The organism is Trichococcus patagoniensis, from assembly GCF_003051085.1.
In the GTDB taxonomy this organism is placed as follows: Bacteria; Bacillota; Bacilli; order Lactobacillales; family Aerococcaceae; genus Trichococcus; species Trichococcus patagoniensis.
This window is the reverse complement of the sequence record NZ_QAOM01000009.1, coordinates 20,278-32,453: the sequence shown is the minus strand read 5'-3', so window position 1 is coordinate 32,453 and position 12,176 is coordinate 20,278. Positions and strand designations below refer to the sequence as shown.

The 12,176-nt window shown below is 47.2% G+C and carries 10 protein-coding genes; 8 read left to right on the top strand and 2 right to left on the bottom strand.

Annotated elements, in window-relative coordinates:
* The first annotated feature begins 22 nt into the window (after positions 1-22).
* The 5 genes from C8U37_RS07340 to C8U37_RS07320 all read left to right on the top strand — a co-directional run bounded on the left by C8U37_RS07340 (position 23) and on the right by C8U37_RS07320 (position 6,562).
* Positions 23-1,882 (top strand): acyltransferase family protein, encoded by a 1,860-nt coding sequence (locus C8U37_RS07340; protein ID WP_108032616.1) that lies wholly within the window; start codon positions 23-25, stop codon positions 1,880-1,882.
* Between the two features lie 2 nt (positions 1,883-1,884).
* Positions 1,885-2,814 carry a ribonuclease Z gene (rnz, locus tag C8U37_RS07335; protein ID WP_108032615.1) on the top strand — a complete coding sequence of 310 codons (930 nt, stop codon included), beginning with the start codon at positions 1,885-1,887 and terminating at the stop codon, positions 2,812-2,814.
* Positions 2,815-2,932: 118 nt separating this feature from the next.
* On the top strand, positions 2,933-3,343 hold the full coding sequence (locus C8U37_RS07330; protein ID WP_108032614.1) for a lipopolysaccharide assembly protein LapA domain-containing protein: 411 nt from the start codon (positions 2,933-2,935) through the stop codon (positions 3,341-3,343).
* Between the two features lie 359 nt (positions 3,344-3,702).
* A complete protein-coding gene (recJ, locus tag C8U37_RS07325) occupies positions 3,703-6,033 on the top strand; it encodes a single-stranded-DNA-specific exonuclease RecJ (protein ID WP_108032613.1) in 2,331 nt (776 codons plus the stop codon).
* Between the two features lie 16 nt (positions 6,034-6,049).
* Positions 6,050-6,562, top strand: a complete 513-nt coding sequence (locus C8U37_RS07320) for an adenine phosphoribosyltransferase (RefSeq protein ID WP_108032612.1) — start codon at positions 6,050-6,052, stop codon at positions 6,560-6,562.
* An 87-nt stretch (positions 6,563-6,649) separates the two neighbouring features.
* On the opposite strand, the gene lexA is transcribed toward C8U37_RS07320, so the two are convergent.
* A complete protein-coding gene (gene lexA, locus C8U37_RS07315) occupies positions 6,650-7,273 on the bottom strand; it encodes a transcriptional repressor LexA (protein WP_108032611.1) in 624 nt (207 codons plus the stop codon).
* A 242-nt stretch (positions 7,274-7,515) separates the two neighbouring features.
* On the opposite strand from lexA, the gene C8U37_RS07310 reads away from it, so the two are divergent.
* The 3 genes from C8U37_RS07310 to C8U37_RS07300 all read left to right on the top strand — a co-directional run bounded on the left by C8U37_RS07310 (position 7,516) and on the right by C8U37_RS07300 (position 11,359).
* On the top strand, positions 7,516-7,746 hold the full coding sequence (locus C8U37_RS07310) for a YneF family protein (protein ID WP_170100217.1): 231 nt from the start codon (positions 7,516-7,518) through the stop codon (positions 7,744-7,746).
* An 86-nt stretch (positions 7,747-7,832) separates the two neighbouring features.
* Positions 7,833-9,587 (top strand): ABC transporter ATP-binding protein, encoded by a 1,755-nt coding sequence (locus C8U37_RS07305; RefSeq protein WP_108032610.1) that lies wholly within the window; start codon positions 7,833-7,835, stop codon positions 9,585-9,587.
* On the top strand, positions 9,584-11,359 hold the full coding sequence (locus C8U37_RS07300) for an ABC transporter ATP-binding protein (RefSeq protein ID WP_108032609.1): 1,776 nt from the start codon (positions 9,584-9,586) through the stop codon (positions 11,357-11,359). The genes C8U37_RS07305 and C8U37_RS07300 overlap by 4 nt, the downstream gene beginning before the upstream one ends.
* A 116-nt stretch (positions 11,360-11,475) precedes the next feature.
* On the opposite strand, the gene C8U37_RS07295 is transcribed toward C8U37_RS07300, so the two are convergent.
* Positions 11,476-12,093, bottom strand: coding sequence for a lysophospholipid acyltransferase family protein (locus C8U37_RS07295; RefSeq protein ID WP_108032608.1), 618 nt, complete (start codon positions 12,091-12,093; stop codon positions 11,476-11,478).
* Positions 12,094-12,176 lie beyond the last annotated feature (83 nt).

Here is a 12,176-nt window from a genome sequence, read left to right as displayed (position 1 = left end):
CATTAAATGGGGGATAATTATCGTGACATTACAAACACGCTCCGTTCCATTGGATGGGATGCGGGCGCTTGCGATTCTTGCCATCATTTTCTATCATTTGATGCCTCATGTTTTGCCGGGCGGTTACTTGGCCGTAAACATTTTTTTCGTCCTGACTGGTTTTTTCATCACAGCGTCTGTGATCGAAGAATACGGTCAAAAGGAAAAATTGGCTTACAAGCGCTATTTGGCCAGAAGGTTCAACAGATTGTTCCTTCCGTTATTGGGGATGCTGGTATCGGTGACTGCCTATATCACTTTGTTCCAAAGGGACTTATTGCTTAATTTGCGGCCTTGGCTCCTTTCGTCATTGGGGATGGTCAACAACTGGTGGCAAATTTCTGCTGGCGGTTCGTATTTTGAACAATTCTATGTGCAATCGCCTTTCCTCCATCTCTGGTTCCTTTCGGTCATGAGCCAATTCTATGTCATCTGGCCTTTGGTTGTGCTGTTGCTGTTGGCCCTTTTCAAGGATAAACGAATCATCTTCTGCGCAGCGGTCGGGCTTTCTTTGTTTTCAGCCCTTTTGATGGCCATGCTGTATATGCCGGGAGAGGACGCTTCACGCGTCTATTATGGGACGGATACGCGCTATTTTTCATTTATGATCGGAAGTGCGCTGTCGGTTGTTTGGCCGTTAGCGAAATTGAACGAGCCGGTGTCGAAACGAACGAAGCGAAGACTGACGCTTGCAGGCTTTTTCAGCTATGCCGTTCTCGGTTTGATGTTGAGCAGGATGTTGGATAGCCAGTCATTCACCTACAGAGGCGGAATGTACCTTAACAGCATCATTATCGGCGTTGCGGTAGTCTTGACAGCGCACACGGCAACGAGCCTTTCAAGAATCATGCGGTTCAAGCCGATACAGTGGCTCGGCAGACGGAGTTTCCAGCTTTATCTCTGGTACTATCCTGTCATTTCCCTTTATCAAGCGAAAGTAGTTGATACGAGCGTTGATCCCGGTCGCCATATCTTGATCCAACTGGCAGTCATGCTCAGCCTTTCCGAAATAGGCTATCAACTATTCGAAAAAAAGCGTTGGAAGATGACGTCTATGCAGTCTTGGCGGCCTGCCGATACGACTGCCCGAATGAAGGCGTCAGGATCCGAAGGTTCAACCAGGCATTTTTCGGAAAAACTTGCGGCATTCGTCAGTTTCAGCCTGTTGCTGACTGCTCTGACGGGATTTATCCAAGCACGATCCGGCGAGAATGCCGCTGTGCAGGAACTGCGTGAGCAGATCGCTGCCAGCCAAAGCAAAATGGAAGAAATCAATCGCGACGATTCCACCCGCAGCAGGGCCATCAACAATATCGAAGGGCTCGAACGGGAGACCGTTTTGTTTGCCCACGGCGCGGATATTACCTTCATAGGCGATTCCGTATTGCTCTCCGTCGCGGATCAGCTGGTTACGATTTTCGGTCGGGCAGTTGTCGAAGGTGCAGTCAGCAGACAGCTTTACCAAACCACTGAGGTGATTGCTGACTTGGAAAAAAGGGAACAATTGCATGATACAGTCGTGGTCTTTCTGGGTTCCAACGGGACTTTCACTCAGATGCAAATGGAAACTTTCATAAAGGAAATCGGGATATCCCGGAATCTGTTTTTCCTCACGACGAATGTACCGCGAATCTGGAAGGACAGCGTGAACGAGCAGTTGGCGCTTGCCGAAAGCAACCATTCCAATGTCCATATTTTGGATTGGAATGCCTTCAGCAGCGGACACGACGAGTGGCTTCTGGAGGATCAGGTCCATCCGAATCCGATGGGTGCGCAACAATTAGCCCTTTTTGTGGCAGAGGAAATCTATCAAGAATTAAATGATGAAAATGGGAGCAACTGATTATGAAAATTCAATTTTTAGGCACCGGAGCGGGTGTTCCTTCCACCAGCAGAAATCTTTCCAGCATAGCATTGAAATTGTTGGATGAACGCAATGCCATCTGGCTTTTTGACTGCGGAGAGGGGACACAGCAACGTGTGCTCAAAACAACGATCCGGCCCAGGAAAGTCGAAAAGATCTTCATCACCCATCTGCATGGAGATCATATATTCGGCTTGCCCGGGTTCTTGAGCAGCAGGGCTTTCCAAGGCGGAAATACGCCTTTGAACATCTATGGCCCTGTGGGAATCAAGGAATTTGTGCTGACCAGTCTGCGCATATCCCAGTCCCACCTGCGCTATCCGATTTTCTTTCATGAAATAACCGAAGATGGCGTAGTGTTTGAAGACGAACAATTCCGTGTGAGTTGCGCAAAACTGAATCACGGCATCGTTTCTTACGGGTACCGTGTCGAAGAGGCCGACTATCCGGGCGAATTGCAGGCCGATAAGCTGAAAGAGATGGATGTTCCCGCGGGACCACTCTACGGAAAGCTGAAAAATGGGGAGACCGTTGTTTTGTCTGACGGGAGAACCATCAATGGGCTGGATTTTATCGGGAAAACGACTAAAGGACGCGTCGTAACCATTCTGGGCGACACAAGAAGAACGAAAAATACGGTCGTTTTGGCAAAAAATGCCGATGTCTTGGTTCATGAGAGCACCTTCGGTAAGGAAGACCAAGCAATTGCGTCGGATTATTTCCATTCCACCTGTATCGATGCAGCCAATGTGGCCAAAGAAGCAAACGTCAACCAACTTTATTTGACTCATATCAGTGCGCGTTACCTCAACGGCAATGCGCATCAGTTGCAGCGGGATGCCCGCAAAGTCTTTCCCAGCACGAAACTCGTCAACGATTATGATGAATTCGAAATAGCGCTGACGAAATGATCGCAGGAAGCTTGCTCACCTGAGAATCATTTCGTTGATAAGTGTTGCAAGTTGACTATGCATCGGCAAAAAGATGATAATAAGGGTGAGAAATATCAAAATGAGTGGGGCGATTGTAATGAAAAATCAATGGAGATTAGTAGCGGGCATTATTTTGATCATCATCATTGTGTTGTTTGCCGTTTTCAATGTCGATTCTGTGCCGGTCAATTTTGGTTTCGCTGTTGTGGATGGACCCCTTATCATCGTCATCCTGGTTTCTCTCCTGATGGGCTCGCTCATCACCTTGTTGGTTGCGACAGGCAGTGCAACGAAGAAGAACAAGGAATTCAAACAGATGCGCGCTGAAATCGATACAAAAGGGAAAGAAATCCAAAAAGCAGTCGATGCAGCAAAAGTCGCTTATGAACAGCAAATCGCCGATCTGCGGACGGAATTGATTCAGAAAGACAACAAAATCAATTCGCTTGAAGAAGAATTGATCAAGAAGTTTACTGGGGGAAGCCCGAATCAGCCAAGCGGTGTTTGATAAGAAATGCTGAACGGGTTCGTTCAGCCCTGAAAGAAATTTAGGAAATCTGTCCGACTGAGCATCGAAGAGCGCAATAGGACAGATTTATCTAATTTCCGAAGGGCTAACCCGTGAAGCTGGACATCTTTTTAGGTGCATGAAACATTTTGCAAAATTGTGAAACACCTATGGTGATGCACTTTTCACTCTGGAAAATTTTATAAATTCCTATATGTTGAAAATAGAGGGGCAGATCTACCTGATCTGTCACTTTCAGTTGCAAAGAAAAGACTAGAACGAGTTCTGCTTCTAGTCTTTTTTGGATTAGTGGGAGCCTCTGTGCGCCTGTACAGTTTAAATAGTTAGGAGTCGGTAAATTGTTATCGTCAAAGATGAATTGGAAAATACGCAAATCAGAAATTGATGATTCTGTATGCAAGGAAATCAGTCAGGCTGCAGGTTTATCAGAAAAATTCGTCGCGCTTTGCATGCAGCGAGGATTGGAAACAAAAGAACAGATCAAAGCTTTCATTGATGGCGCCGAAATGGAATTCCATGATCCGTATCTGCTGCACGATATGGATAAAGCGATTCATCGTTTGACTGAAGCCATTGAAGCGGGAGAAGAAATCGTTGTATATGGAGACTATGACGCGGATGGCATCACAAGCACAAGCATTCTTGTGGAAACGATCGAAGTATTGGGCGGCAATGTCGGCTATTATTTGCCGAACCGCTTCACTGACGGTTATGGTCCGAATGCGGCTGCGTTCAAGAAATTGATCGAAAACGGGGCGCAACTGATCCTGACATGCGATAACGGGGTTTCCGGCCATGAGCCGATAGCGATGGCGAAAAAAATGGGGGTGGATGTCATTGTTTCCGACCATCACGAATTGCCAGACGCCTTACCGGATGCATATGCCATCATCCACCCGAAACATCCGGCAGGATCCTATCCTTTCCCGGATCTTTCCGGAGCTGGCGTCGCCTTGAAAATTGCGGCGGCCCTGCTGGGTGAAATGCCATACGAATCGCTTGATCTGGCCGCTATCGGTACGGTTGCGGACCTGGTCAGTTTGACAGGCGAGAATCGCTGGATCGTGAAGCAGGGACTGCAAGTCATGAAACAAACGCATCGACTCGGTTTGGCTGCGTTGATGGAAGCCGCGGGAATAGATGTGGCCAATTTGGACGAGGAAAGCATCGGTTTCATCATCGGTCCGCGTTTGAATGCTGTCGGTCGGTTGGAGGATGCGGGTCCGGGAGCTGAACTGATGCTGTCATTCGACGAAGAAAAAATAGCTGAACTGGTTGCGTACATACAGGAGAAGAACGTTGAGAGACAGGGTATTGTCCAATCCATCCATGAAGAAGCCAGTGCCGAACTGGCGAAGAACGACAGCATGCCGGATGTTGTCGTGCTGGCCGGCAAGAATTGGCATGAGGGTGTTCTCGGTATCGTGGCCAGCAAACTGGTCGAGGAATTCGGGCGCCCGACAATCTTGTTCCGCATCGACGAAAAAACCGGCATCGCGAAAGGATCGGCCCGCAGCACGGAAGCGTTGGATATGTATACTGCGTTGACCGATTCAAAAGACCTTCTCACCAAGTTCGGAGGGCACAAAATGGCAGCAGGCATGAGCCTTCCCGCTGCAGATTTGTCAGCCTTCACTGAAAAGATCAACAGCTATGCGGCTCTTTATCACGATGCCATCGTGTCGGGCGAATCCATTTACATCGACGCCATGCTGCCGCTTGCCGATGTCACGCTTCCGTTTTTGAAGGAATTGGAATTGCTTAAACCTTATGGAACCGATAATACAAAGCCGATATTCGGCTTCCAAAATGTGCCTTTGACAGACATCAGACAGATCGGTGCCGACAACAAGCATCTGAAGTTCAAACTCAAGGACAAAAACCTCTTTCTGGACGTGATCGGCTTCAACAAGGGGAGCATCAGCAACCACTTGAACGAGGCGGATGTCGTTTCCCTCATCGGGGAGCTTTCAATTAACGTTTGGCGGGACAGCGCGAAACCGCAACTGCAGCTGAAGGACATCAAAAACAAACATGTCCAGTTTTTCGACAAAAGGAGTTCGGTCATCCAAGAATCGGTATTGGCTGTGGAAGATGCCTTGTATCTGTTTTCGACTTCCGGCATCATGAAACAATTTTATGAGCGCATCCCGAACAGTTCGAACGCCGCGTTGCTCACTGACAATACAGCGGACGCGTTGCAGGATGTCAGCGCCAGCAACCTGGTGCTTTTCGAATGTCCTTTGAAGATGGGCTTGTTGGCTGATCTTTTGAAGAGCAATCAGTTCGAAAATGTGTATGTCGTATCTCATGAATCAAATAGCGTTTACGCAGACGGAATCCCTCCTAAAGACCAGTTTGCAAAGTTCTACCAATATATCCGTTCCCATAAGGATATCGATGTGAGAAATCGGTTAGATGCCTTAGCAAAATACTTAAAAATCAAAAAAAATCTTGCCATTTTTATGATTCAAGTGTTTTTGGAGGCGGGATTTGTTACAATAGACAATGGTTTCATCAATGAGGTCAAAAACCCTGTCAAAAGGGCTTTGGACGACACCCAGGTATACAAAGATCGCCTGCAGAAAATGGAAGCTGAGAAGGTATTCATCTACAGCCCGTTTTCGCAGTTGACGAAATGGTTGAATGAACAGATGATGGCACAATAATTAGGAGGAACACAAAATGGATTTGAAACAATATATTGATGATGTCAAAGATTTCCCGGAGCAAGGCATCGTTTTCCGAGATATTTCACCCCTGATGGCGAATGGAGAGGCTTACCGCTATTCGATCAAAGAGATTGTGAAATATGCCCAGGACTTGAATGTCGATAAAGTAGTCGGACCCGAAGCGCGTGGGTTTATGGTCGGCTGTCCGGTCGCTGTTGAATTAGGCTGCGGATTCGCAATGGCCCGCAAAAAAGGCAAATTGCCGCGTGAAACAGTGGAAGTATCCTACGGACTGGAATACGGAAAAGCAACGCTGCAATTGCATAAAGATGCCATCTTGCCTGGTGACAAAGTATTGGTATGCGATGATTTGTTGGCCACTGGTGGCACTACAGCCGCAACCATCGAATTGGTGGAAAAATTAGGCGGAGAAGTCGTCGGGTTGGCATTCCTGATCGAGTTGCTGGATTTAAAAGGCCGTGACTTAGTTCAAGGGTATGACATCTTCACACTGATGGAATACTAAGCTTAATAAACAATCCAAATATGGATACACATGCAAAAAGGCTGCCAGTAGTTGGCAGCCTTTTTGCGGCAGACGGGTGAATATCCGTCATATGATGTGGTTCCGGTACAGACCGACTACTTTCCCCAGAATGATGACAGAATCGAGGATGATCGGATCCATGCTCGCATTTTCCGGTTGCAGGCGATAGTAGTTGTTTTCTTTATAGAATCGTTTGCAGGTCGCTTCATCATCATCCGTCATGGCTATGACGATATCGCCGTTTTCAGCAGTGGCTTGTTTTCTGATGATGACTGAGTCGCCATCGAAGATGCCGGCGTCGATCATGCTTTCTCCGCGGATTTTCAGCATAAACAAGCTTCCGGAAGCGGATTTCAGATCCGGCGGAACCGGGAAATAATCTGTTGCTTCTTCGATAGCCAGGATGGGAGCTCCGGCTGTGACGGTACCCAATAACGGCATTTTATCCGACATGATCCCGAGTTTGTCCAGACCCGCTTGAGTCAGTTCGATCGCGCGGGGTTTTGTCGGGTCGCGTTGGATGAAGCCATTTTTTTCAAGCCGCGACAGATGGCCGTGCACTGTAGATGTTGAGGAAAGTTTGACTGCATTCCCGATTTCCCTAACGGTTGGCGGATAGCCTTTTTCTTGGACTTCTTCATAAATGTATTGAAGTACTTCAACTTGGCGTGAATCTTTATTTTTAACCATGAGATCATCATCTCCGTAATCCTATATTTATAAGTTTAGGATACCATTAATCATCCAAAAAATCAAACAGATGTTCGCATAATCTTGGGGATGACGCAAGAATAGGTTCAAAATTGTCCCGGAACCGGCAACAGCCGAAGCGTTTTCGAAAAATCGCTAAATTTATCCGTGATTGCTATTTCTTTTTCTCATAATCTTTAGTACAATTAATGAATGAATGCTTTGGAAAGGGGGATGAATACGTGTCAACAACAGCATGGGTAATGATGGTCATTTTGGGAATAGTAATAGGCGCGGTTGGCGGATTTTTCCTTGCAAGACGTTATATGGTAAAATATTTTGAAGAAAATCCACCGATCAATGAAGAAATGTTGCGTTCTATGATGATGCAGATGGGTCAAAAACCATCCGAAAGAAAAGTAAAACAGATTTTGGCTTCTATGAAAGCACAATCAACAAAGAAAAAGAAATAGACTAATGAAATAATATACAAAATGTGGATCTCTCCGGTTCCACATTTTTATTTTGTCTGAATACAGGTAAGAAGGGAGTAATATACGTGAGTATTTTCAAAAAATTGAGTTGGTTTTTCCGTCAAGAATGGAAATCGTATTTTGTGGGCGTCTTTTTCCTGATCATTGTGGCTATACTTCAGGTTGTTTCGCCGCGCGTTGTCGGAATCATCATCGATGAAATTGCCTTAGGGACCCTAACGATGGCTTCTTTGTGGAAGTGGTCAGCGATCATATTGATTGCGGGCATCCTGCAGTACCTTTTCCGTTATATTTGGCGGATGAAGATTTGGGGCACTTCAGCAGAACTGGAAAAGATACTGCGTTCACGATTGTTCAAACATTTCACCGAAATGGACGCTATCTTTTTCCAGAAATACAGAACTGGCGATCTGATGGCGCATGCGACGAATGACTTAAATGCGATCAGGATGGTCGCGGGAGCAGGCATCCTGACATTGGCGGATTCGATTTCTTCAGGCGGGATCACGCTTTTCACAATGTTCTTCTTGATCGATTGGCGCTTGACGCTCATCGCCATGATTCCGTTGCCAGCTTTGACGCTGGTGTCGAGGATCCTCGGACAGAAGATGCACAAGCGTTTCCGCAAGGCACAAGCTGCTTTCTCTAATCTGAATGATAAAACGCAGGAGAGTGTATCCGGCGTGAAGGTCATCAAGACGTTTGGCGAAGAAGAAGAGGATATACATGATTTTGAAGCGATGACGAAGGATGTCGTCGTGAAAAATAAAGCTGTCTATTTGGTCGATGCTTTGTTTGATCCGGCGATCCAACTTATTTTGGGGCTTTCTTTTGCATTGACAATCATCTTTGGTGGCCGTTTTGTCGTGGAGGGCAGCATCAGTATCGGTCAGCTGGTTTCGTTCTTCAGTTATATCGGAATGATGGCATGGCCGATGTTGGCAGTGGGCAGATTGTTCAATGTACTGGAACGAGGCAGTGCCAGTTACAGCAGGATCGATGAGCTCCTGAAGGAAAAATCAACGATTCAGGAGCAGAAGGATGCTATCCGGACTCCGGTTACAGGCGATTTGGATTTTCAGGTATCCTCTTTCGGCTATCCGAACAGCGCAGAAATCAGCCTCCGGGACGTCGGTTTCCATTTGGAGCGGGGACAAACGTTAGGGATTGTCGGCAGAACCGGATCGGGCAAAAGTACGATTTTCCGTCTGCTGTTGCGTGAGTATGACCAATATGCCGGCAGCATCAACTACAACGGGATCGATATCCGTGATTATTCATTGGATGCATTGCTGAGCGGAATCGGTTACGTTCCCCAAGACAACTTCCTGTTCTCTTCAGATGTCAGGGAAAACATCCGTTTCGCTGATCCCTCCCTCAGCCAGCAACAGGTTGAAGAGGCAGCGCGCTTGACTGCCATCCATCAGGATATCCTCGGTTTTCCGGATGGCTACGATACCTTGGTCGGTGAAAGAGGCGTTTCCTTATCCGGTGGACAAAAACAGCGGATAGCGATTGCGCGGGCTTTGGTGACTGAACCTGAGCTACTCATCCTGGATGATTCCTTATCCGCGGTGGACGCGAAGACGGAGGAAGCGATCCTGACGGGTCTTAAGGAAAAGAGAGCCGATCAGACAACGATCATTGCGGCCCATCGAATCAGCAGCGTAATGCATGCAAATGAGATCATCGTCCTTGATGAAGGGCGCATCGTCGAACGCGGGACTCATTATGAGTTGATGGAACAGGACGGATGGTACCGCAGGATGTACGAAAAACAACAACTCGAAACCAAATTGGAAGGGGCGGATGAAGCATGAGTGGATCAGTATGGTCAAAAACAATCCCATTGAAGGAACAACTCCGGATAGTCAAACGAATCTTCCGATTTGCCCATCCTTTCCGCTATCAATTTTTGATTGCTTTACTTTTCAGTATCGCGTTGTCGTTGGTCAATGTGGTTGCACCGCGCATCATCCAAATTTATATGGATGATTATCTGGCTGTTGGCAATGTCACGACCAACATCAGTATGCTTTTTGCGCTTGCTTATGTGGGGTCCGTCCTGCTGAAGATGTTGGTCACGTATCTGCAGCGTTATATATTCAGCATGGCGTCGGAACAAACCGTTGAGAATATCCGCAATGCGGTTTTCCGTAAGATCAATCAATTGGGGATGCGCTACTATGACACGACGCCGGCCGGGTCGATCGTTTCGCGCGTCACGAATGATACAGAAACCATCAAGGAATTCTGGAATGTTTTTTTGGCCTTGGCAGAAGGAATTTTCAGTATCATCACAGTGTTCATCGCTATGTGGACATTGGATAAGCAGATTTCCCTTCTTTTCATCGTATTTGTCCCAATCATGGCCGGCCTGATTTGGTATTACCAAAAGTACAGCACGCGCGTTTACCGCACGATGCGCGAAAGGCTGAGCCAACTGAACACGAAATTGAATGAATCGATTTCCGGCATGGCAATCATCCAGCAGTTCCGCCAAGAAAAACGTCTGCGCGCAGAATTTGATGCGATCAATGACGATTACAGCAAAGGGCGCGTAGCGATGGTTCAGATGAACGCTTTGATGTTGATGCCAGTCGTCAATCTGTTGCAGGCAATTGCGTTGGCGATCGTCCTTTGGTTATTTGGCTACCAGACGTTGAATGGTGTCGTGGAGCTGGGGGTCATCTATGCGTTCACTACCTACATCCAAAATTTCTTCCGTCCGATGGGGATGATGATGGATAACCTCAGCGCCCTGCAGGATGGCATCGTCTCCAGTTCACGGGTCCTGAGCGTATTGGATAATGCCGAATTGGCACCAAGCCAACCCAAAGATTCGGAATTGGAGATCATCCAAGGCAGGATCGAATTCAAAAACGTATCCTTCTCTTATGACGGCAAGCAGGATGTGCTGAAGGACATCAGCTTCACAGCGAATCCGGGTGAGACCGTCGCGTTGGTAGGCCACACAGGCAGCGGCAAAAGTTCCATCATCAATGTTTTGCTGCGTTTTTACGATTTCGAGAAAGGCGATATCCTGATTGATGGGAAATCAATCAAGACGTATCCGATCGATGAGATCCGCTCAAGAATAGGCTTGGTCCTGCAGGACTCCTTCCTTTTCTACGGCGACATCTCGCATAATATCCGTTTGATGAACAAGGATTATACCGACCGCGATATTGAAGGCGCGGCTGCCTTTGTGCATGCCGATTCATTCATCGAGTCGCTGCCGGGAGGTTATCATGCAAAAGTGATCGAACGCGGAGCCAGTTATTCAAGCGGTGAGAGACAATTGATTTCGTTTGCCCGAACCATTTTGCGGGATCCGAAAGTGCTCATCCTTGACGAGGCGACGGCCAATATCGACACCGAAACGGAACTCCTGATCCAAGAAAGCATGCGGAAAATGCGGGAAGGCCGAACGACGATTGCAATCGCGCACCGTCTGTCCACTATTCGCGATGCCCATCTGATCCTGGTGTTGGACAAAGGACGCGTCATCGAAAGAGGCACACACGAAGAACTGATTGCCAAACGGGGAACCTATTATGATATGTACATGCTCCAGTCGATGAACGATTGATTGCGTGCTTAATTGATACGGCAGCAATGCCAAAAAACAGCGCCGGAAAAAATTCCGGTGCTGTTTTTTGAATTTTATTAAATGGGCAAGTGGTGAGTCCGGACAACACCGGGGCATCACTTTGCTATGTAGACGAAATTCGGATCGATTTCCTGATCCAATTGGCGGAAGGTTGTTCCGATCAGTTCGTCATAGGCAGCTAGTTCATCTCTGGAAATCCGCTTTTCATTTGGGAGGTAGATGGGCTTGCCGAAGCGGACAGTCGCCTTTTTGCGCTTCAAGAGGTCCTTGAGTGTGAGCGGACCTTGATAGACGACCGGAAGGATCGGAACGTTGGCCAGCTTGGCGATGGATGAAGTGCCGCCTTTGATTTCTGCGGAATGCCTTGATCCGGTCGGGAAAATCAGCAGATTGGTTTTGCCTTCCTTCAGTATCGAAACAGGTTGCTTTAGGGCGCTCGGACCAGGGTTTTCGCGATTGACAGGGAAAGCGTTCATGTGCGTGAGCAGCCAGTTCATGAATTTCCCCTTGAAGAGTTCCTGCTTCGCCATTGATGAAAATTCGTGCGGATACACGCCAAACGAAATGAAAACGGGATCCAGCAGACTTCTGTGCGGTGCTGCAATGATATAGACTGTGTCTTTCGGAATGTACTCTTTGTTTTGGATTTCGGTCTTGCCGTTCAGGATTCGGACCAGAAATCTGACTATGATGACGACTGTTTTAAAAAACATGACAGGGCTCCTTTTGCTTTGGTATTATGCTAATCAGTATGAGATAGTTTGTTGAATATTTCAAGTTAAATATTCCCTTCTGG

Coding starts and splice junctions, on each gene's coding strand:
- C8U37_RS07320 (WP_108032612.1), top strand. CDS start 6,050: ATGGATTTGAAACAATATATTGATGATGTCAAAGATTTCCCGGAGCAA.
- lexA (WP_108032611.1), bottom strand. CDS start 7,273: ATGGTTAAAAATAAAGATTCACGCCAAGTTGAAGTACTTCAATACATT.
- C8U37_RS07295 (WP_108032608.1), bottom strand. CDS start 12,093: ATGTTTTTTAAAACAGTCGTCATCATAGTCAGATTTCTGGTCCGAATC.
- C8U37_RS07330 (WP_108032614.1), top strand. CDS start 2,933: ATGAAAAATCAATGGAGATTAGTAGCGGGCATTATTTTGATCATCATC.
- C8U37_RS07300 (WP_108032609.1), top strand. CDS start 9,584: ATGAGTGGATCAGTATGGTCAAAAACAATCCCATTGAAGGAACAACTC.
- rnz (WP_108032615.1), top strand. CDS start 1,885: ATGAAAATTCAATTTTTAGGCACCGGAGCGGGTGTTCCTTCCACCAGC.